Raw genomic sequence first — 20,267 nt, forward strand, 5'->3', positions numbered from 1 at the left:
TGTCTGCCGGGTGGCGGCTTTCGCCTTACCCGGCCTACAAAAGACTGCAATATCAAACCGTCATGCGGTTATCTGTAGGCCCGCGCAAGCGCAGCGCCGCCGGGCAATCCCTGAAGATTGCACTTTTTTGGGGTTTGCTCCCTCTCCCAGAAGAGAGAGCTGGGGTGAGGGCAACAGGCCGCGCTCAGCTGTACTGGCGCACCCGCGCCAGCAGCTCGTCGACGCTGTCGATACGCTCGGCCAATACGATCAGCGCTTTGCCCAGGGTAATGGCGTGGCGCAGGCACTCATGCCGCATAGCGTCATCCTGGATAGTGTCGATATCCGCGACGTGCGACAGCCCGACGCTGCGGCGGATCAGTTCGCTGCCGCAGAAGCCGACCGCGTCCGCCCAGACCTTTTTCAGAAAGGCGGAGGCGTAGCCGGGGTAAGCCAGCGCCGCGTCGCGGGTTTTCTCCGCCGCCAGCGCCTGGAAGCGCTCGGCAAAGGTGGTCCACAGCTGGTGGATGTCGTTCAGCCGCTGCTCGCGCGCGGCGGCGGCGTCGCGAATGCCGAGCTGGCCCGGCAGGCCGCAGTAGTTCAGCAGCAGGTTGCCGATGGCGGTGCCGATATCGAAGCCGATGGGGCCGAAGTAGCCGAACTCGGCGTCGATGGCCTTCAGGCTGCCTTCGGCAACGAAAATCGACCCGCTGTGGATATCGCCGTGCAGCAGCGCTTCCGCATGGGCAAAGAAACGGTGCTTCAGCGCCGCCACCGCCAGCTTAAGCTGGGCGTCGTCGCGCAGGGCGGCGACATCGGCCTCCAGCTCCGCCGGGTAGTTATTGCGCGCGTGGATCTGATACGGGTCGTTAAAGAACAGATCCTCGGTGATCTCGCACATCGCCGGGTTAATAAACTGCGCCACCTGCGCCTTTTTCTCGTGGGGATGGAGATAGAAATCGCTGGTGTGAAACAGCACCTGCGCCAGATAGTCGCCAAGCTGGCGGGCCGCCTGAGGGTAGTAGACGTTAGCGATAAGCTCCCCGCGCCAGATGCGGTGGTCAGAAAGATCTTCCATCACCATCACCGCCAGTTCGGGATCAAAGTGATGGATTTTTACCGTGTGCTGCGGGCTGTGCTGATAGTGGGCGACCAGGGTCTGCGCTTCCAGACGGGCGCGGTCAAGGGTCAGCGGCCAGGATTCGCCGACGCAGCGCACGTAGGGCAGGGCCTGTTTGACGATCGCCCGGCTGACGCCCTGGCGATCGAACACTTTAAACACCAGATTGAGGTTGCCATCGCCCACTTCCTGCGCGCTGACCAGCTCAGATGGGTTGTCGATGCCGGCGAACTGCTGCGCGTAAGCCACGGCGTCGTGGGCGGTGAAGGTATGGTATTGCGACATTGCCTCGATCCTCGAATTCTGATTAAGCCGTTCAGACGTCTATACTTCTGGATTTCATCCTGACACAATGTGATACAACAACGCAACAGGGATTTAACGACATGCAGACATTACAGACCACCAGCCTGCGGGTGAGTGAAAATCAGCTTTTTATTCTCGACCAGCAGGCCTTGCCGCAGGAAAAACGCTGGCTGGCGGCGGATAACGTTACGCTGCTGGTGGACCATATTCACGCCCTGCGGGTGCGCGGCGCGCCGTTGATTGGCCTGTCCGCCAGCCTGCTGCTGGCCCTGCTGGCCCAGCGCGGCCTGAGCCGGGATGAACTCCAGCAGGCGCTGGAGACGCTGCGCGCGGCGCGGCCGACGGCGGTCAACCTGATGAATAATCTGGATCGCATGAAGCAGGCGCTGGCCCGGGAGGATTACCCGCAGGCGCTGGAAGCGGAAGCCCTGCGTCTGGTCGAAGAAGATAAACAGCTGTGCGACCGCATCGCTGAGGCGGGCAGTGCGCTGGTGAAGCCCGGTAGCCGTCTGCTGACCCACTGCAACACCGGTGGCCTGGCGACCGCCGGGGTGGGGACCGCCCTGGGCGTTATCGCGCTGGCGCACCGGCAGGGAAAGGTGGCCAGCGTGTGGGTCGATGAAACCCGGCCGCTGCTGCAGGGCGGACGTTTAACCGCGTGGGAGCTGGGCGAGCTGGGCGTGCCCTATCAGCTGATCACCGATTCAATGGCCGCCAGCCTGATGGCGCAGGGGCAGGTGGATGCGGTGTGGGTCGGCGCCGACCGTATCGCCGCCAACGGCGATGTGGCGAATAAAATCGGCACCTATTCGCTGGCGGTTTTGGCCCATTACCACCAGATCCCGTTCTACGTCGCTGCGCCGCAGACGACCCTCGATCGCCATTGCCCGAACGGGGCGGCCATCCCCATTGAGCAGCGCGCCGCGGCGGAAGTGACCGGGGTGGCGGGCAGCTTTGGCGCGGTACAATGGGCGCCGACCGGGGCCGCCGTTTACAATCCGGCGTTCGACTTCACGCCTGCCGGGCTGATTAGCGGCTGGGTGCTGGACAGCGGGGTGGTCACCCCGGCGCAAGTTGCCGCCGGGGCGTTTGCGCCGGACCACGGATAGCGGACCCTGTGCCGGGCCTGGAAAAAACGGTTTCCCGGGCCCGGGCAATCGCCTGGCCGCTACGGCAGGACCATCGCTACCGCCGGGGCGGAGGGCTGGTCGATACGCTGACCCAGCGCAGTGATAGCCGCCTGGAAGGGACACAGCGTACCGACGTCGGTCTGACGGCAGCCCGGCTGACGCCACTCCTGACGCAGCATCGGGTGCTGCGCGTCCGGCGTCTGCAGACGACGCAGGTCGTCGAGGCCTTGCGCCTGGAAATAGACCCGCAGATAGCGTTCCCCGCTCTTCGCGTCGCGCCAGCGCTCCAGCACCAGGCTACTGCCCGGCGGGATATTTCCCCGGCTGTAGCCCGGCAGCTGCCAGCTAAAGTTCATCAGCGTGCGCACCATGGCGATATTGGTGTCATGGGCCACCAGCAGCAGCCAGCGTACGTTCGGATTCGCCTCTGGTTTGACGCCGTCGAGCATGGCGTTGAGCAGCACCGACCCGCGTTTTTGCGCGGTATACAGCACGTCGTTGCTCAGATCGTAGTTTTCCGTTAACAGCGGCAGCAGGGCGGTGATCTGACTGGCCTGGGCGATCTTGCCCCACGCCAGCTGGCTGAGAGGCAGGTTTTCACTCCAGCCGAGACGCAGCGTCTCCACCATATTGGCCATCACGCTCAGTCCGCTAATGGTGGTTTTCCCGCTTTTGCTCTGCTCGACCTGCCACGGGGTGTCGAAGACCGGGCAGGGCTTATCGGCCTGACAAACCGCCTGTTTCAAAAGCTGGATGGCCGGCGCCAGCGCCTGCCGACGCTGCGCCAGATCCCCGGCCTTCTCTTTTACTGCCGCCAGCTGGCGGGCGGGGTCGGTTTGCGTGGCGGCGAATTTGTCGGTCTGAAACAGCGGATCGGCGTCCCCGCTGACGTAATGGATAGCGACGCCGCAGCCGGGGAAGGCGCCATCCACCAGCGCCTGGGCGGTCGCCCGCGTCCGCTGCAGCGGGCTGGCGCGCACGTAAATCGACTCCGCCGTCGGGCATCCCGCCTGCAGCAGGCCAAGCTGGCGATAGTGCTGGCCTTCCTCACGCCCTTTATTGACCACGGCGGCATAGCCATGACCGGTGAGCTCGCCGTCATGGGTGGTCCACTCGGTCCACGGTCGTCCGGTGGCGGCCTCGATGACTTCCCGGTTGCCGGCCGTCGGCGGACGAATCCCGTGGCGGCTAAGCTCCACCACTTTCTCCAGCTGCCAGTCCGCGGCGGCGGCAGATTGCAGCGCCAGCAGTGGCAGCGCGCAGGCGATAAACAGGCGTAACAGCCCCTGATGTCTTGCAGGCATCATATCTTCTTCCTTAATTCGTTAATCGGTTATTAGGAGAACGAGGTCTGCCGTTCGACGGCATGGCGCCGGGCGACGATGGCGGCAGTGGTAAAACAGAGTAGCGCGGAACCCAGACCGGTACCCACCCAGAACAGCGCCAACGTGCTGAAATCATACAGCGTTTTGCCGTTCTCAAGGATAGCCGTTTTATCAATAATGATCCCGGTGAGAAACTCGCCCAGGCCGGCGCCGGCGTAGCTGGCGATGCCGATGGTGCCGAGCGCGGCCCCCGCCGCTTTGCGCGAGGAGATATCGACGGCGATCAGCCCGCCGAGGAAGCAGGTCAGAGCGCCAATGGTTGCCCCGAAGATAATCATCGCCAGAATATCAGTGTAATAATTGTGCGGCGACCAGAGCATCAGGGCGAAGCCGGCGGTGTTCAGCAGGCTGATAAACCCGGCCATCACGCTGCGGTTGCGCGGGAAAAAGCGGTCGGAGAGCATGCCGGCGATGATGGTCCCGGCGATGCCGGCGATGGCGTTGACGCCGATAATCCCGGAGGCCTCCAGCGTGGAATAGGCTTTATCCTGCTCCAGAAAGAAGATCCCCCAGGAGTTGACGGCGTAGCGGTCGATGTACATAAAGGCGGAGGCGAGGGCGAGGGTCCACAGCGCCGGGTTGCGCAGCGCCAGCAGTTGGTTTTTAAACACCGAGCCGCGGGCTTCGGCCTCTTCCTGCGGTTCATCGCGGATGACGTTGATGGACGGGAAGCCGCTGCTCTGCGGCGAATCGTGCATGAACAGCACCAGCAGCACCACGCCGGCGGCGCCGAGCGCGGCGGTGGACAGGTAGCCCATCTGCCAGCCAAACCCGGCGATCACCGCGGCGATCACCATATAGGTGACGGCCTCGCCGATATTATGCGCCGTCGACCAGATGCCATAGAAGGTGCCGCGCTCCTTAACGCCGTACCAGCGCGCCAGCGAGACCGCGCAGGGGCCGACGCCCATTGACTGCGCCCAGCCGTTGATCCCCCAGAAGATGGCCAGCAGCAGGGCGTTGGTGGTCATCCCCATCATCAGGTTCATCCCGGCGCTGAGCAATAAACCGAGGCTCATATAGCGCACCACGTTGGCGTGATCGGCGATAAAGCCGTTGACCAGTTTGCCGATGGCGTAGCTGAAGAACAGGGTGGAGCCGATCATGCCGAGCTCCGTCGGGGTGATCCCCAGCTCCACCAGCGCGCTTTTGGCGACGGTGAACGATAATCGGCAGACGTAAAAGGTGACGTAGGCCAGGGTCATGGCGATAAAGGTTTGCCAGCGCACCCGGCGAAAACGGTGTTCATCAAACGCGGCGCCCGCTTTCGGCGGCGACGCCCGGAAAAAAGCGATAATTCCAGACATAGGTGGTTCTCCGCAGGTCGGAGGCCTGACTGATTGATGTGGTTCGTCCGTGAATGAAGTTATCGTTACTGTGTAGAGTACATAATCAGAAATAGCCTGACCCGTAAGGGTTAATGTAATGGTTGTAGGATCATCTTTTTCAGCTGCGGGTAGAGCGTCTGGCTGGCCAGCAGCAGCGGGTTGCCGCGCTGGATCCCCTCCTGCGCCAGAAAATCGTTGCTGGCGCCGCCCGCTTCGCGCATCAGCACCAGCCCCGGCAGGGCGTCCCATGGGTTCATGTGCGGCTCGTAGTAGCCAATCAACCGGCCTGCCGCCGCCCAGGCGCTCATCAGCGCGCCGGAGCCGTTGCGGATAAACATGCCGCCGTCGCTGAGCAGCGCCTGCAGAAACGGCAGAAAGTCCGCCGGGGTGACGCGATGCGAGGTGCCGACGCCCATCACCCCCTCCCTGACCGTCGTCGCGGGGTGCGGACGGATCGGGGCGTCGTTGAGCCAGGCGCCATGGCCCCGCAGGGCGTGAAACAGCTCGCGATGGTTGGGGTCATAGACCACGCCGATGACCGGTTCGCCGTCGGCGACGATCGCCAGCGACAGGCACCAGGTGTGCAGGCCGTTGAGGAAACAGCTGGTGCCATCGATGGGGTCGACCACCCACAGCACCCGCGCGTCGGACAGGCGGGCGCCGCTCTCTTCGCCGAGAAAGCCATCCTCCGGAAACGCGCTCTGAATGCGCTGTTTCACAAAGGCCTCCACCCGCTTATCGGCCACGCTGACCACATCCTGCAGATCGTCGCCCTTATGGTCGACGGTCAGCGCTTCGCGTTGTTGATAGTATTCAAACGCCAGCTCAGCCCCCGCTTTCGCCAGCTCGCAGGCCAGGCGGTAGCGGGCCTGTAGCGCTTCTGATTCCTGAGATTGCATAGTGACTCCCTATTTTGCACACGTGTGCATTTTGCGTGAAAAAAACAGCCCCGAAGGGCCGAATGAGTGTGGCCGGGTTTCACAGAAGATTCTGTGATCGATCCAGCATAAAATGATTTTTTCATTTCGCACTTTGACGAATAATTAGTTTCACCGGCACTTCGCGATGGCGCGAGGGCAGGCTGAAGCGGGCGATCCGCGTCATCAACAGATCCACCGCGTGGTGGGCCAGCAGGGCGGTATTCTGTTGAACGGTGGTGAGCTGATAGGGGTGCCAGTCCGCCTGCGGGATATCGTCAAAGCCGACGATGGCCGGTAGCGGGGCGGCGGCGGGGGCGTCCCGCAGGCCGTCCAGGGCGCCCAGCGCCAGCATATCGGTGGCGCAGAACAGGGCCTGCACCCCGGGGTTTTCAGCAACTAATTCTCTGGCGGCCTGGTGGCCGGCCTGATAACCGCCGCCGTCGCAAAAGCGGCTGGTCACCGTCATGCCCGACGTCTGAGCGATAAAAGCGTCATAACGCTGGCGGGTGCTGAAGTTCTCGCGATTTTCGCCAATAAAGCCAACCTGCCGCCAGCCTCGACGACTGAACAAGCCCGCCACCAGCTTCGCCCCCTGGGCGTTATCGCTGCACACCCGGTCGCAGCCGGCGAGGTCCGCATGACGGTTGATCAGGGTGACGGGGATCTTGCGCGCCAGGTACTCTTCCGCCAGCGACAGCGGCGGTGCGCCGGAGGTGATGATCACGCCGGCGACGTGGTAGCTCAGCAGCTGTTTAAGCGAAGGGGCGAGCTGCTGCGGATCGTCAGCGTTCATCAGCAGCGGCATAAAGCCGTTGAGCGCCAGCTGATGGACCAGCGGCGCCAGCAGTTTGCTGCGAAACGGGTTGTCGAAACCGGCGGTGACGATGCCGATAAAATTACTGCTGCCGGTGATCATCGTCCGGGCGATGATATTCACCTGATAGCCCAGAGCTTCCGCGGCGCTCAGCACCTTCTGCCGGGTCTTCTCCGACACCGAGGCGCCGGGGGTGAAGGTCCGGGAGACCGCCGAGCGCGAGACGCCGGCCAGTCTGGCCACATCCTCGGCCTTAATCCATTTTTTATCGCTCATCGTCGTTTCGCGCCGTCTGTTTTCCAGGAAGCCGACGCCCGGGCGGGCGTCGGTCACGCACACTGCCTGAAAAGGTATCACAGAAAGGTGCCGACGCGCAGCGCCTTGCGCCTTATGCCGGGTAGCGGATGTGCTCCACCTCACGCTGCAAAATCACCTTACCGTGGCGAATGGAGGTTAGCACCCGCGCCTGGCGGCGGACGGCCTCGTAGTCGTTTTCCGCATCGAGGATCAGCAGGTTAGCCGGGCGGCCTTCGGCGAGGCCGTAGTTATCGCCCAGACAGAGCGCCCGGGCGCTGTTGTCGGTGACGAAGTCAAGGCAGCGCTGCAGATCGTCATAGCCGAGCATATGACAGATGTGCAGTCCGGCATCCAGAATGCGCAGGATATTGCCGTTCCCCAGCGGATACCACGGATCCTGAATCGAGTCCTGAGCAAAGCAGACGTTGATGCCGGCGCGATCCAGCTCCGCCACCCGGGTGACGCCGCGCCGTTTCGGCCAGCTGTCAAACCGGCCCTGCAGATGAATGCTTTCGGTCGGGCAGGAGATAAAGTTGATCCCCGAGGCTTTCAGCAGGCGAAACAGCTTCGAACAGTAGGCGTTGTCATAAGAGCCCATCGCGCAGGTGTGGCTGGCAGTGACCTGCGCCCCCATACTGCGCACCCGGGCCTCTTCCGCCAGCACTTCGAGGAAACGCGACTGCGGATCGTCGATTTCATCGCAGTGGACATCCACCAGCCGGCCATAGCGCTGGGCGAGGTCCATCAAAAACATCACCGAACTGACCCCTTTGTCGCGGGTGTTTTCATAGTGCGGAATACCGCCCACCACGTCGGCGCCCATCTCGATGGCGCGCGTCATCAGCCCCCGACCGTCGGGGTAGGATTCAATCCCCTCCTGCGGAAAGGCGACAATCTGCAGATCGATGAGATCGGCGGCCTCTTTTTTCACCGCCAGCAGCGCCTGCAGGGCCGACAGCGACGGGTCGGTGACATCCACATGGGTCCGGACGTGCTGGACGCCGAAATCGCGCAGCATGCCGATGGTTTTCAGCGCCCGCTGGCGGGTGTCCTCCGGGGTGATGCTCGCTTTGCGCTGGCTCCAGCGGGTGATGCCTTCAAACAGGGTGCCGCTGCGGTTCCACTCCGGCTCGCCCGCGGTGAGGGTGGCGTCAAGATGAATATGCGGCTCGACGAAGGGGGGGATCGCCAGCCGGCCCTGGGCGTCGATATCGCCGGCGTCGGCGGTCTGCATCGCGGTTTGGGCGGTCATGCGCTGAATCAGGCCGTCCTGCAGCTCAAGGGTAAACAGCGCCTCCTGGCGGCGCAGGCGGGCGTTAACAATTTTCATGGTTGGTCCTGTAAATGGTTTTGCGATAAACGCCAGATCACCAGCGCGACCGAGGCGTTGAGATGAAACTGAGGGTGGCTGACCGGGTAGCCGGTCAGTTTTTCAATACGCTGGATGCGCTGATGCAGGGTGTTGCGATGGAGACCCAGCCGGTCGGCGGCCCGCACCACGTTGCCGTTCTCCTGCTGCAGCGTCTCGAGGGTCTCCAGCAGCAGCCACGGCGCTTTACGGCCCGGCTCGATCAGGCAGCCCAGGGTGTCGTGCATAAAATCGTTGAGCAGCGCCGGGTCGCTGACCGCGGACAGCAGTTTGATAAACCCCAGCTGCTGATAGTCGCTGATCCGCTGGGTCGGCCGCAGGGTATTGCAAAGATCCAGCGCCTGTCGCGCCTGCGACAGCGCCCGCGGGTAGCCCTGCAGCTGCCTGACCGGCGCGGAAAGGCCGCAGAGCAGCGACAAACTCTCTTCCCCCTCCGCCAGCGTCTGCAGCCACTGCTGCAGCCACTTTTTCTGCTGAAAGCCTTCCCCCTCCTCATCCGGCAGCAGGAAAAGGAACATGTTGCTGCGCTCCAGCAGCGGGAAGGGGTTGCCCTGCTGGTTGAGCTGCAGCTGCAGCTGCTGGCGCACGCTGCGGTGGGCCTGCTGCAGCCAGGCTTCGGCCTGTTCGGGCGGAAACTGGCGAAACAGGCGGGACAGTCCCTCCAGGCGCAGCGCCGCCAGCCGCAGCGGGCGGGTAAAATCGAGCTGCTGGTGGAGGGCGCGCTGGTGGAGCATCTGCAGGTCCGGATAGTCGCCGGTGACCAGCTGCATCAGGATGTCGCGCTGCGACTGCAGGGCGCTTTCGCTGCGGACCAGCGCGGTGCCGACCCGCTCGGTGACAATCACCATCTTCAGCAGGTAGGGCTGCTCGATCAGCGGAATGCCCAGCTCGTCGGCAAGCGCGATCAGCGTGGCGGGAATGGCGTGGATATAGGCCTCGCCGGTGAGGATCACCATCCCGGCGATGCCGCGCTGTTTGCCCTCCATCAGCAGCTGGATCAGGTTGGCTTCATCCCGGGGATGGTTGATGCCAGTGATAAAGACCAGCTCGCCGCCCATGATCCACTCGGCGATATGCTCATTTTCCGCCACGTAGTACCAGCGTACCGCCCGCTGCAGCCCTTGCTTTCCCGCCCGCAGACGCAGGGCGGAGAGTCCCTCAAGGGCCAGCAGTTCGCTGACCGTCAGGCTCATGGCTCCTGCTCCGCGACGGCGGCAGGCTGACGCTTGCTTAGCAGGGTCAGGGCGATATAGACCAGCGCGGAGACGGTGATCCCCACCAGCGGCGCGATCCACGGCGACAGATAAGCCACCACCGCGCCGGCGGCGTAGGCGCCGAGTCCCAGCCAGTTAAAACGCGGCAGGCGGGCGTTCTGCAGCAGGGGATAGCGTCCGCCGCGGGCGAACCAGTAGTCGGCGAGGATCACCCCGCCGATGGGCGGGATAATGCTGCCCAGCAGCACGAGGAACGGGATCAGCATTTCGTACATACCGCCAATGGCCAGCACAATGCCCACCCCGGCGGCGGCGAGGGTCAGCGTGCGGCGACGTTCGCTGCGCAGCAGATGGCAGGCGGCGGCGGAGACGTTATAGATGGTGGGGCCCTGGATGGTCAGCAGATTGAGACACAGCATGATCACCGCGGCCACCGACAGCCCCTGCAGGATCAGCACTTCGACGATATCGGCCTGTTGATAGACGATAGCGCACCAGGCGCCGGCGACGATCATCAGCCCGTTGCCGACAAGGAAGCTGCCCATGCTGGCGAGAATGGCGGTACGGCTGGAGTTGGCCAGCCGGGTCCAGTTTGTCGCCTGGGTGGCGCCGCTGGCGAAGGTGCCAAAGACCATGGTGATGGCCGCCGACCAGGTCATGGCGTCGCCTGGCGCAATGCGGGTCATCGCCTGCCAGCCGCCGGCGTGGCGCAGCGCCAGATACATGGAGACCACCAGCAGCACGAACATCAGCGGCACCGACAGGCGCGACAGCGCGTCCAGCCCCTTGTAGCCCACCAGCGCGGTGACGCAGAACAGAATGCCAAACAGCACCATCAGCGGCAGGGTCAGCGCCTCGGGCAGGGCGAGGATCTTCACCAGCGAGATAGCGACCGTGGCCGTCCCCCACGCGTACCAGCCCAGCTCGGCAAAGCCAAGGATAAAATCGGCCAGCTTGCTGCCGATCTCGCCGAAGCAGAAGCGGCCCATCAGCACCGTATTGAGACCGCTGCGCGCGGCGATCCAGCCCAGCGATGCGGCATACAGGGCCAGCAAGGCGTTGCCGATGACGGCTATCCACAGCAGATTGACGATGGAAAAGGAGACGCCGAGTTTACCGCCGGCGAACATCGTGCCGGTGAAAAAGGTAAAGCTGAATAACACCATGGCGATGGAAAATACGCCTTTGCGTCCGGCGGCGGGCGCTTCGACGAGGGGAAAATCATTGCTGTTTGACATCCTGGAACCTCTGGCTGGTTAGATGGGCGGTGATAGCCGGAAGTAGCAAGAGATGTGCCAGGAAAAACCGGGCACGGGGAATAGCGAGAGGTGTGCAATATGCACAGTTATTGCAGGATGCAGGGGGAGTAATGCCATTTTAGTGTGCATCCTGCCATGTTTTGCACCAGTCGGGGGCAGAGGAGAGCGGCGACGGTATTCCCGGCGCAGGCGGAGAATTTCAGCCAGCAGAATCCGCCAGCGTTTTGGCGCCAGACAGGAGGGAATCGTAGCTGACTTACCGCGGTTGGTTAAATTGCTGTGAATAAAGGTTATTTAATATGCATTTATGATATAACCATTTGTCTTATGTGTGTTTCCTGAAATATTGTTCCCTCCGGTTAGCGGTGTTAGTATCGGGTAAATAGCCATTTAGACGGCTAAATAAATCATCGCTAACCTAAGGAACTGCTATGTGGCAAGAAAGACTCGCGCAACTGGTTACCACCTGTCATTGGATCGGCGCGAAAGGCTGGGCGCCGGCGACCGGCGGCAATATGTCGGTGCGTCAGGATGACACCTGGTGCTGGCTAAGCGAGTCGGGCCGCGACAAAGGCAGCCTGACGACCGAGGATTTCCTGCAGGTGGAGATCGCCACCAACCAGGCCCCTTCCGGACGGAAACCGTCGGCCGAGACCGGCCTGCACACGCTGGTCTATCGCCTGTTCCCGGAGGCCAACGTGGTGCTGCATGTGCATACCGTCAACGCCACCGTGCTGTCGCGCATCGAAAAAAGCAACACGCTGGCGCTGCAGGGGTATGAAATGCAGAAAACCCTCAGCGGGCAGCACAGCCATCTCGACACCGTTCCGGTCGCCATTTTCGATAACGATCAGGATATTGACGCCCTGGCGGCGCGGATTGCCGATTATGCGCAAACCCGCCCGCTGCGCTACGGCTTTCTGCTGCGCGGACATGGCCTGACCTGCTGGGGGAAAGATATTCAGGAGGCCCGCCGACAACTGGAAGGGCTGGAGTTCCTGTTCGAGTGCGAGCTGATGCGCCGCCGCTACGAGCCCTGAGCCGGAGCAGGTATGGATTTTTATCTTGGTATCGATATCGGCACCTCCCGGGTGAAAGCGGTGCTGTTTGATCAGCATTTCACCGCGCGCGCCAGCGCCGCGGAAAACACCTCCCCCCGCCTGTCGGCCAATGGCTACGCGGAACAGGATATGACCCAGCTGTGGCATTCGGTGCTGGCTATTCTGCGCCAGATTGCCCGCCACCCGGCGCTGCAGGCGGGGCGGCTGCGGGCCATCGGCCTCGCCGGGCAAGGGGAGGGAGTCTGGCTCAGCGATGAGCAGGGCGAACCGGTGGGCCCGGGGATCCTGTGGAGCGATACCCGCAGCCACGCGCTGATGAGCGACCTGCTGCGCCGGCCCGGCTTTGACCGGCGCTATTTCGCCGATACCGGCACCCACCTGCAGCCCTGCAATACCAGCCTGCAGCTGTACTGGCTGAAACAGTATCAGCCGGAGCGGCTGGCGGCCGCGCGCTATCTGTTTTTCGCCAAGGACTGGATCCGCTTTCGCCTGACCGGCGTGGCGGCGCTGGAGCTGACGGACGCCAGCAGCTCGTTACTCAATCAGCAGAGCGGCAGCTGGTCCTCGGTGGTGATGAACGAGATGGGGCTGGACGAACTGCTGCCGCTGTTTCCCCCGCTGCTGGCCCCGGATGCTCCGGCCGGCACGCTGAGCGACGCGGTGGCGGCGCTGACCGGGCTGCCCGCCGCGACGCCGGTGGCCGCCGGGGCGCTGGATGTCTGCAGCGCCGCGCTGGGCTGCGGCGCGGTCAACGAAGGGGACATCTACACGATCCTCGGCACCACCTGCTGCACCGGGATCGTCTGCCGCGGCCCGCAGACGGTGAACGAGGCGACGCGCTTTGTCACCCATACCGAAGCCGGACAGGTGATCTCGCTGTTTCCGATGCAGGCCGGTACGCCAAACATTGACTGGCTGCAGCAGCATATTTCGCTGGACGCCGATCTGGGCCGGCTGGAGCAGGCGATCGCGGACGTGGAGCCGGGCAGCGGCGGCGTCTTCTGGCAGCCCTACCTCAATGGCGAACGCGCGCCGTTTTACAGTCCCGACGCGCGGGCCGGCTTTATCGGCATTAGCCCGCACACCACCCGCGCCGAACTGCAACGCGCGGTGTTTGAAGGCCTGGCCTTCGCCATTGTCGATGCGCTGCAGGGTTATCCGCAGGGCGGCGAGCTGTATCTGACCGGCGGCGGCGCCGCCTCGGCCACCTGGCTGCAGATTATCGCCGACTGTACCGGGCGCACGGTGGTCTCCAGCGCCTTTAACGAACTGAGCGCGCGCGGGGCGGCGATTCTGGCGGCCCGCAGCGTCGCTGCGCTGGCCGAGACGCCTCCGCTGGCGCAGACCCGCTATCAGCCGCGCCCTCAGGCGCATGCCCGCTATGCGGCGCTGTATCCCGTTTATCGCCTGCTGCGCGAGCAGATGCTGCCGGTATGGCAGGCCAGGCAGGCCGCTCTTCAACGTCTTTCTCAGGAAGTTCAACCATGAAAATCGTTTTTACCGCCGAGCATGCTGGCGACCTTAGCGCCTTCCACCAACTGGGCGAACTGCTGGTAGAGGGATGGGCGCTGGGCAAACCGAAACTCAGCGCCGGCCAGCTGATTGAGCTGGCCCACGACGCCGAGGTGCTGGTGACCAGCTATGATGAAGTGACGGACGCGGTGATGGCCGCCTGTCCGCGCCTGCAGGTGATCGCCTGTACCCGCGCCAATCCGGTGAATATTGATACCCAGGCCGCGCAGGCGCGCGGCATCCGGGTGCTCTACACCCCGGGGCGCAATGCCGATGCCGCCGCGGAGCTGACGCTTGGCCTGATGCTCAGCCTGGCGCGCCACATTCCGCAATCCCATGCGGCGCTGAAGCGGGGGGAGTTCACGCAGGCTGATAATGCCGCCGCCGCCACCCAGCAGGGCCTGCGGCGCGATGTGGTCTGGGACGTGAGCCCGGAAAGCCCCTATGAAGTGTTTAAGGGCAGTGAACTGCGCAATAAAACGTTGGGGCTGGTGGGCTATGGCAACATTGGCCGCCGGGTGGCGCGTATCGCCCGGGCGTTCGGCATGGCGGTGCGGGTGGTGGATCCGTTCGTCGCCGCAGAGGATATTAATGAGCCAGGGCTACAGAAAACGACCCTCGAGGCGCTGTTCCGCGACGCGGATATCGTCAGCCTGCATCTGAGCAGCGGACCGCACAGCGACGGGCTGGTGAATGCGGCGCTGTTAAACAGCATGAAGCCCGGCGCGCTGCTGATCAATACCTCCCGCGCGGCGGTGGTCGACGAAGCGGCGCTGATTGATGCCCTGCGTCACGGCCCGCTGGGCGGCGCGGCGCTGGACGTGTATCACCGCGAACCGCTGTGGCGCGATCACCCTTTTGTCACCGAGTTCGATAACGTGATTATTACGCCGCATATCGCCGGGGCTACCCGGGAGAGTATCGCCAAACACACGGCGATGATTGCCGCCGATCTTCAGCGCTATGTCGCCGGAGAGCCGCTGCTGTACCAGTGGCGTTAAGCCGCTTGCGCCGCCGCGCCTGCGGCGGCGCGGGTCCAGCGTCAGGGGCGATGGGCCGCCATAAAAACCTGGGTCTGTTCCCAGTCCACCACCCCGGCATCCGATCCCATCCCGGTCGCCACCAGCGCGGCCACCGCCGAGGCGACGTCGCACGCCGCTTTCACGCTGAGTCCGCGCGCCAGCGCGGCTATAAACCCGCCGCAGTAGCTGTCGCCGCAGCCGGTGGTATCCACCGCCTCGACCGGCCACGGCGCAATATGCTCCAGCGCGCCATCGCGGCCGATAAGCCAGGAGCCGTTCTCGCCGTCTTTCAGAATGCAGGTGCCCACGCCCAGCGCAAAGAAAAAGCGGGCGATGGCCTCCGGCTGCGTCTCCCCGGAGAGAAAGGCGGCTTCCTCCAGGGAAGGCATGAAATAATCCACCGACGGCAGCAGGGGCCGCAGCAGTTCCAGAGTGTGTTCATTCGGGGCGATAAGATCAAAGCTGGTGGTGACCCCGCGCGCTTTGGCCGCCTGCAACAGCCGCGCGCTCTGTCCCTGGTCCATTGCCGCCAGCAGTCCGGTCCCACCGTGATGCAGGAAGCGACAGTCAAGGACGGCGTCAAATTCCGCCTCACTGACGAACAGGGCGTCAGACGCGCCCCGGCAGTGCAGGGCCGGACGTTCGCCGTTGGGGCGAATCGGCAGAATCGTCGCCGAGGTCTCCTTCAGCGCGGTGCGCTGGATAAGCGAGCAGTCGATGCCCAGCCGGGCATAGCTGGCGAGGATAAAGTCGGCTTTTTCATCTTCGCCCAGGCAGGCCACCGCTGCGGTGCGGATCCCGAGCTTCGCGGCGTTAATATTGGCCCCCGCGGCGGTGCCGGCGGGGTTGAGGCGAATTTGCTCAATAAAGGCGACGCCGCCGCGCGGCGGGATCGCCACCACCGGGCGCCCGGCGATATCCAGAATAGTCAGGCCGACAAACACGGCGTCAAAGGTTGCCATCGTTCTCCCGTTTAGCGATGCGTTTGGCGCAGGCGCGCCTGCCAGAAGGATAGGGCGAGGGCCACCACCAGAATCACCCCGACCAGCGCGTCCTTCACCAGATAATTGAGCCCCATCAGATTCAGACCATTATCAATAATGGCGAGGAACAGCACGCCGCCCAGCGTGCCGGCGATGCTGACCCGGCCCAGACGGTTAAAGGCGGTGCCGATAAACACCGCCGCAATGGCGTCCATCAGATAAGACTGCCCGGCCAGCGGGGTAAATTGCCGCAGGTTGGCGGAGAGGATCACCCCGCCGACGGCGCAGAGGGCCGAGGCGGCCACCAGCACGCCGAGCATGGTCAGGCGATCGCGGATCCCGGCGATGCGCGCCGCTTCGCTGTTCTGACCGATGGCGCGGATATATTTGCCCCACAGGGTACGCTCGGTGACCAGCCAGGCCGCCAGCCACAGCGCCAGCACGATCGCGACCGGCGTGGGGATGCCGCCAAGGTTACCCACCGCCAGGTCGTGATACTCGGGGGCCATCCGCCGATAGGCTATCGCGCCGCCGCCATCGGTATAGATGCGTTCCGCGCTGCTGGCGATAAACCAGGTGCCGAGGGTGGCGAGGAAGGGACGGATCCGACAGATGAGGATCAGAAAAGCATTGAGCAGGCCAATCAGCACCCCGCCGAGCAGGGCGCAGCCCACCGCCGCCTGCCACGGCAGATGCCAGGTTTTCAGGGCGACGAGGGCGAAGGCGGCGCCAAAATCGAGCGCGACGCCTACCGACAGGTCAATCGCGCCCGCGCTGACGATCAGGGTCATCGCCATCGCCACAATCAGCAGGATCGCGCTGCCCTGCAGCAGGTTGGCCCAGTTATCCACGGTTAAAAATACCGGATTCGCCCAGCCGAACAGGGCAATGGCCAGCAGGGTGATGACGCCGAATCCGGCCCGCGACAGCCAGGCCAGCGGGCTGCTGACCGTCTGTTCCGCAGGCGCTGGGGTTTTCAGGGTGATTTGGCTCATGCCTCGCCTCCTTTGTGTCTGACCGCCGATGCCGCCAGCACCACCAGGATCAGGCCGCCTTTAATGGCGCCCATCCAGAAGATATTGACCCCCAGCAGGCCGAGCCCGTTAGAGAGGGCGTTAACCAGAATCGCCCCCAGCAGCGCGCCCCAGATGGTGACCACCCGACGACGCGAGAAGGCGGCGCCGATAAAGGTCGCCAGCACGGTTTCCAGCAGCAGCGGCGTGGCCGTTCCGCTGGAGCTGCCGGAGCCCTGGCTGAGCAGCGGCAGAATAGCCAGCCCGGCGGCGATGCCCGCTAACAGCCAGACCAGCAGGGTTAAGCGGCGCACGTTCAGGCCGCTCATCTGCGCCATATCGCGATTGCCGCCCACCGCCTGCACATGCTGGCCGAAGCGGGAGTGATGGAGCAGGAACTGGAACAGGATAAACACCCCCAGCAGATAGACCAGCGGCCAGGGCAGGCCCAGCACGCTGTTATCGCGAAAGGCGACCATCAGCGGATCGCTGACCGCGATGCGCCGCTGGCCGGTCAACAGGTCCGTCAGGCCGGTAAACGCCACCGAAGTCGAGAGGGTGGCCAGCAGCGGCGGCAGGCCGGCCGCCAGCACCAGGAAGCCGTTGATCGCCCCGCAGAGCAGGCAAACCGCCGTCAGCAGCGCCAGCAGCAGGAGATACGGCGTGTGCCATTCGGCCAGCCCAAGGCTGAGCAGCGCGACGCCGAGCACCGCGGTCGCCGGCAGGGAGAGGTCGATGCCGCCGGAGACCACGTCATCTCCGCCAACGGCGATGACGCAGACCAGGCCGAAACAGAGGATCGCCAGCGGAACGCTCTGGACCAGCATCAGGCTGATATTTTGCCAGCTGAGGAAGTAGGGCGACTGCACGCTCAGCCACACCAGCAGCGCCAGAAACAGGATCAGGGGGAATTTTTCAATAAGCGTCGCCAGGCCCGGACGGCTGCGACGCTGGATAGCGGTACTCATGGTGAAGGCTCCTGTCCGCCGTTGATCGCCACCAGCAGGGCGTCGAGGGTCAGCCCGCGGGTGGGCAGATTGGCCGCCAGCGCGCCGCGCCAGAGGACGAGGATCCGGTCGCATAGTCCGAGTAATTCGGTGGCGTCGCTGGAGGAGACCAGCACCGCCCGTCCTTGATCGGCCAGCTGGCGCGTACGTTGATAAATATCGCGGCGGGCGCCGATATCAACCCCAAGGGTGGGTTCATCGAGAATAAACAGCCGGGCATCGGTGCCGAGCCAGCGGGCGAGGATCGCTTTTTGCTGGTTGCCGCCGCTCATGTAGCGTACCGGCAGGGCCGGGCGTCCCGGGCGGATCGCCAGCTGTGCTATCCAGTCGCGCGCTTTCTGCTCGGCAAGCCCCCGCCGCTCCCAGCCAAAGGTGGCGGTCTCCGGCAGCGAGGCGAGATTAATGTTGTCAGCGGTGGTGAAAGGCAGGATCAGCCCCTGATGACGGCGGTCACGCGGGACCAGCGCCATTCCGGCGCGGATCGCCTGCTTTGGCGTACGGATACGTCGCGGCTGGCCGTCGAGGTGGATCGTACCGCGCTCCGCCGGGCGTAAGCCGTAGAGTAAGTCGACCAGTACATCGCGCCCGGCGCCGAGCAGGCCGGCGACGCCGACGATCTCCCCCGGGTGAATATCAAAAGAAAGGTCCTGTAGCTGCCGTCCGTCGCTCAGCTGGCGCACTGAGAGTAATGGAGCCGCCCCGTTGTCTGCCGCCGGGCGCTGGCGCGGGGTATACAGCTGGTCGATTTCCCGGCCGACCATCATGGCGATCAGCGCCTCGGTATTCTGCAGCAGGTCGCGGTCCGGGTAGCCGACCACTTCCCCGTTGCGCAGCACGGTGCCGCGGTCGCAGAGGGTGGCTATCTCATTGAGGTAGTGGGAAATATACAGAATGGCAATGCCCTGGTCGCGCAGGCGCAGAATGGCGGAGGAGACCAGACTGGCCTCCTGGGCCTCGAGGGGGGCGGTGGGCTCGTCGAACACCACCAGCCGCGCCGCGCCGTCGATCAGCGCGCGGGCGATTTGCACCAGCTTGCGCTCGGCCAGGCTCAGATCCCGCACCAGGCGTTCGGGGTCGATCGCCAGCTGCCAGTTTTGCTGGAAAAATTGCGCCGTGGCGGCCTTCATCCGTCGGCGATCCAGCGCCCCCCAGCGGGTGCGATACTCCTGACCCAGAAACACCGATTCCGCGACGGTAAAGTGCGGGATCAGGTTGAGCTCCTGGTGGATCACGCGGATGCCGGCGGCTTCGATGGCTGCCGGGTTGCCGAGGGGCAGCGGGTGGCCGTCGAGGGTCGCGCTGCCGCTGTCGGCCTGATAGACGCCGGCGAGGATTTTGATCAGCGTCGATTTACCGGCGCCGTTCTCGCCAATCAGGCCATGAATTTCCCCCGGATTGAGGCGCAGGGTAACCGCATTAAGCGCCGTTACGCTGGCAAAACGTTTGCCGATCTGGTCCATGACCAGACCCGCGGCGGGGCGCTCCCCGCCAGGGTGTTGATTTATCACTGCAGTTCGCCGTATCCCAACTGTTTATATACCGCTTTCGCTTCCTGCGGACCTTTCACCGGTATGACCGGGATAAAGGTTTGCACCGGCAGTTTCTGACCGGCAAAGTAGCGGGCCACGTTATCGGCGGAGGTCTGGCCGATCAGATGCGGCTGCTGCGCGACGTTAGCCACGAAGGGGCTGCCGGGCTCCGCCATGATCTCCAGTGTCTCCGGGCCGGCGTCGATGGCCGTCACTTTCACGTCCTTATCACGACCGGTCTCTTCCAGCGCCTGGACGATACCGATGGCCGGTTGATCCCAGCAGGCGACATGGATGGCATCCAGTTTGCCTTTCGGATACTGGCTGAGTAATTCGAGGGTTTTCTTCCGCGCGTCTTCCGGCGAGTTGGCGAACTGTTCCGCGAGCTCAGGCTGGATAATATGAATATCCGGATAATCCTTAAGGACATATTTCCACTGATCGTAGCGAATTCCGCAAATACGCAGCGCGCTGGAGAACGCGTTAAATACCGCCACATTACCTTTGCCGCCTAATTCGTCCGCCATGTAGCGACCGATGGTGGAGCCCAGAGTGTAGTTATCGGAGGTGGAATTGTTGACCGAATATTGTGAAACATGATCCACGGTGAATACCGGGATGCCGGCATCACGTAATGCTTTAAATTTGGGTTCGACGGCGCTGTCGCCGAGAATACTAATTACCGCGTCCACCTTGCGTGACAGTAAAATATCGTGATTATTGGCATGAACCTGATTATCCCGGCCGCCATCGACGCCAATGACTTTGCCCCCCAGCTTCTCCACTTCCTCTGTCGCGCCTTTGAAAGCCTCGCGATCCCAGAAATGCTGGGTGCCTACGACGGCCACGCCAATGTTTTTTCCCTGTAATGAGAGGGCGTCAGCGGCGGTGACGCTCAGCGAGGCAAGGGAAAGCAGTCCCAGTGCGGCAGGCAATAATTTTCTCTTCTGCGACATTGTTATTATGATCCTGTGATGAAGGTGGTTGCGGACCGGTAGCATGACAAGAAGCACCTCGCC

At 63.6% G+C, this 20,267-nt stretch carries 17 protein-coding genes; 4 read left to right on the forward strand and 13 right to left on the reverse strand.

Annotated elements, in window-relative coordinates; all coding sequences use genetic code 11:
- Window positions 1-184: 184 nt before the first annotated feature.
- On the reverse strand, window positions 185-1,384 hold the full coding sequence (gene mtnK / locus ACLH1U_RS19965; RefSeq protein ID WP_023288798.1) for an S-methyl-5-thioribose kinase: 1,200 nt from the start codon (window positions 1,382-1,384) through the stop codon (window positions 185-187).
- Window positions 1,385-1,485: 101 nt separating this feature from the next.
- Here mtnK and mtnA point away from each other — a divergent pair, with 101 nt between their 5' ends.
- Complete coding sequence (gene mtnA / locus ACLH1U_RS19970; protein ID WP_411299420.1) at window positions 1,486-2,514, forward strand: S-methyl-5-thioribose-1-phosphate isomerase; 1,029 nt, start codon at window positions 1,486-1,488, stop codon at window positions 2,512-2,514.
- A 59-nt stretch (window positions 2,515-2,573) separates the two neighbouring features.
- Here mtnA and ACLH1U_RS19975 read toward each other — a convergent pair whose 3' ends face one another.
- The 7 genes from ACLH1U_RS19975 to codB all read right to left on the reverse strand — a co-directional run bounded on the left by ACLH1U_RS19975 (window position 2,574) and on the right by codB (window position 11,100).
- Window positions 2,574-3,842, reverse strand: a complete 1,269-nt coding sequence (locus ACLH1U_RS19975; RefSeq protein ID WP_411299421.1) for a histidine phosphatase family protein — start codon at window positions 3,840-3,842, stop codon at window positions 2,574-2,576.
- Window positions 3,843-3,871: 29 nt separating this feature from the next.
- Window positions 3,872-5,227, reverse strand: a complete 1,356-nt coding sequence (locus ACLH1U_RS19980; protein WP_411299422.1) for an MFS transporter — start codon at window positions 5,225-5,227, stop codon at window positions 3,872-3,874.
- A 110-nt stretch (window positions 5,228-5,337) separates the two neighbouring features.
- The gene (locus tag ACLH1U_RS19985; RefSeq protein WP_023288802.1) at window positions 5,338-6,147 is read right to left on the reverse strand and encodes an inositol monophosphatase family protein; all 810 of its coding nucleotides are present in this window, start codon (window positions 6,145-6,147) and stop codon (window positions 5,338-5,340) included.
- 121 nt (window positions 6,148-6,268) lie between these two features.
- Entirely contained in the window at window positions 6,269-7,225 is a 957-nt protein-coding gene (locus tag ACLH1U_RS19990; RefSeq protein WP_181075131.1) for a LacI family DNA-binding transcriptional regulator, read from the reverse strand.
- A gap of 145 nt (window positions 7,226-7,370) precedes the next feature.
- Window positions 7,371-8,609, reverse strand: a complete 1,239-nt coding sequence (gene codA, locus ACLH1U_RS19995; RefSeq protein WP_032455097.1) for a cytosine deaminase — start codon at window positions 8,607-8,609, stop codon at window positions 7,371-7,373.
- Window positions 8,606-9,841, reverse strand: coding sequence for a PucR family transcriptional regulator (locus tag ACLH1U_RS20000; RefSeq protein WP_139620560.1), 1,236 nt, complete (start codon window positions 9,839-9,841; stop codon window positions 8,606-8,608). Before ACLH1U_RS20000 ends, codA begins: the two co-directional genes overlap by 4 nt.
- Window positions 9,838-11,100 (reverse strand): cytosine permease, encoded by a 1,263-nt coding sequence (gene codB / locus ACLH1U_RS20005; protein ID WP_032455098.1) that lies wholly within the window; start codon window positions 11,098-11,100, stop codon window positions 9,838-9,840. Before codB ends, ACLH1U_RS20000 begins: the two co-directional genes overlap by 4 nt.
- Before the next feature lie 452 nt (window positions 11,101-11,552).
- On the opposite strand from codB, the gene ACLH1U_RS20010 reads away from it, so the two are divergent.
- From ACLH1U_RS20010 to ACLH1U_RS20020, 3 genes are read left to right on the forward strand one after another with little or no spacing between them, the layout of a single operon-like run.
- On the forward strand, window positions 11,553-12,161 hold the full coding sequence (locus tag ACLH1U_RS20010) for a methylthioribulose 1-phosphate dehydratase (protein WP_085551145.1): 609 nt from the start codon (window positions 11,553-11,555) through the stop codon (window positions 12,159-12,161).
- 12 nt (window positions 12,162-12,173) lie between these two features.
- On the forward strand, window positions 12,174-13,670 hold the full coding sequence (locus ACLH1U_RS20015; RefSeq protein ID WP_048297029.1) for an FGGY-family carbohydrate kinase: 1,497 nt from the start codon (window positions 12,174-12,176) through the stop codon (window positions 13,668-13,670).
- Window positions 13,667-14,695, forward strand: coding sequence for a 2-hydroxyacid dehydrogenase (locus ACLH1U_RS20020; protein ID WP_023288808.1), 1,029 nt, complete (start codon window positions 13,667-13,669; stop codon window positions 14,693-14,695). The genes ACLH1U_RS20015 and ACLH1U_RS20020 overlap by 4 nt, the downstream gene beginning before the upstream one ends.
- A gap of 41 nt (window positions 14,696-14,736) precedes the next feature.
- Here the strand turns inward: ACLH1U_RS20020 and ACLH1U_RS20025 are convergent, their stop codons facing one another.
- From ACLH1U_RS20025 to ACLH1U_RS20045, 5 genes are read right to left on the reverse strand one after another with little or no spacing between them, the layout of a single operon-like run.
- The gene (locus tag ACLH1U_RS20025; protein WP_102002755.1) at window positions 14,737-15,678 is read right to left on the reverse strand and encodes a carbohydrate kinase family protein; all 942 of its coding nucleotides are present in this window, start codon (window positions 15,676-15,678) and stop codon (window positions 14,737-14,739) included.
- A gap of 11 nt (window positions 15,679-15,689) precedes the next feature.
- A complete protein-coding gene (locus ACLH1U_RS20030; protein ID WP_032455105.1) occupies window positions 15,690-16,694 on the reverse strand; it encodes an ABC transporter permease in 1,005 nt (334 codons plus the stop codon).
- Window positions 16,691-17,680 (reverse strand): ABC transporter permease, encoded by a 990-nt coding sequence (locus ACLH1U_RS20035; RefSeq protein WP_032455106.1) that lies wholly within the window; start codon window positions 17,678-17,680, stop codon window positions 16,691-16,693. The genes ACLH1U_RS20030 and ACLH1U_RS20035 overlap by 4 nt, the downstream gene beginning before the upstream one ends.
- Complete coding sequence (locus tag ACLH1U_RS20040) at window positions 17,677-19,179, reverse strand: sugar ABC transporter ATP-binding protein (protein ID WP_176221064.1); 1,503 nt, start codon at window positions 19,177-19,179, stop codon at window positions 17,677-17,679. Before ACLH1U_RS20040 ends, ACLH1U_RS20035 begins: the two co-directional genes overlap by 4 nt.
- A 44-nt stretch (window positions 19,180-19,223) precedes the next feature.
- A complete protein-coding gene (locus tag ACLH1U_RS20045; RefSeq protein ID WP_275256894.1) occupies window positions 19,224-20,204 on the reverse strand; it encodes a sugar ABC transporter substrate-binding protein in 981 nt (326 codons plus the stop codon).
- Window positions 20,205-20,267: the final 63 nt, after the last annotated feature.

Origin of the sequence: Klebsiella sp. 1SOBk5mer, assembly GCF_046603115.1 — a bacterium.
GTDB classification, from domain to species: domain Bacteria; phylum Pseudomonadota; class Gammaproteobacteria; order Enterobacterales; family Enterobacteriaceae; genus Klebsiella; species Klebsiella quasipneumoniae.

Coding starts and splice junctions, on each gene's coding strand:
- ACLH1U_RS20000 (WP_139620560.1), bottom strand. CDS start 9,841: ATGAGCCTGACGGTCAGCGAACTGCTGGCCCTTGAGGGACTCTCCGCC.
- ACLH1U_RS20030 (WP_032455105.1), bottom strand. CDS start 16,694: ATGAGCCAAATCACCCTGAAAACCCCAGCGCCTGCGGAACAGACGGTC.
- mtnK (WP_023288798.1), bottom strand. CDS start 1,384: ATGTCGCAATACCATACCTTCACCGCCCACGACGCCGTGGCTTACGCG.
- ACLH1U_RS19980 (WP_411299422.1), bottom strand. CDS start 5,227: ATGTCTGGAATTATCGCTTTTTTCCGGGCGTCGCCGCCGAAAGCGGGC.
- codB (WP_032455098.1), bottom strand. CDS start 11,100: ATGTCAAACAGCAATGATTTTCCCCTCGTCGAAGCGCCCGCCGCCGGA.
- ACLH1U_RS20040 (WP_176221064.1), bottom strand. CDS start 19,179: ATGGACCAGATCGGCAAACGTTTTGCCAGCGTAACGGCGCTTAATGCG.
- ACLH1U_RS20025 (WP_102002755.1), bottom strand. CDS start 15,678: ATGGCAACCTTTGACGCCGTGTTTGTCGGCCTGACTATTCTGGATATC.
- ACLH1U_RS19975 (WP_411299421.1), bottom strand. CDS start 3,842: ATGATGCCTGCAAGACATCAGGGGCTGTTACGCCTGTTTATCGCCTGC.
- mtnA (WP_411299420.1), top strand. CDS start 1,486: ATGCAGACATTACAGACCACCAGCCTGCGGGTGAGTGAAAATCAGCTT.
- ACLH1U_RS19985 (WP_023288802.1), bottom strand. CDS start 6,147: ATGCAATCTCAGGAATCAGAAGCGCTACAGGCCCGCTACCGCCTGGCC.
- ACLH1U_RS20045 (WP_275256894.1), bottom strand. CDS start 20,204: ATGTCGCAGAAGAGAAAATTATTGCCTGCCGCACTGGGACTGCTTTCC.
- ACLH1U_RS20015 (WP_048297029.1), top strand. CDS start 12,174: ATGGATTTTTATCTTGGTATCGATATCGGCACCTCCCGGGTGAAAGCG.
- ACLH1U_RS20010 (WP_085551145.1), top strand. CDS start 11,553: ATGTGGCAAGAAAGACTCGCGCAACTGGTTACCACCTGTCATTGGATC.
- codA (WP_032455097.1), bottom strand. CDS start 8,609: ATGAAAATTGTTAACGCCCGCCTGCGCCGCCAGGAGGCGCTGTTTACC.
- ACLH1U_RS20035 (WP_032455106.1), bottom strand. CDS start 17,680: ATGAGTACCGCTATCCAGCGTCGCAGCCGTCCGGGCCTGGCGACGCTT.
- ACLH1U_RS20020 (WP_023288808.1), top strand. CDS start 13,667: ATGAAAATCGTTTTTACCGCCGAGCATGCTGGCGACCTTAGCGCCTTC.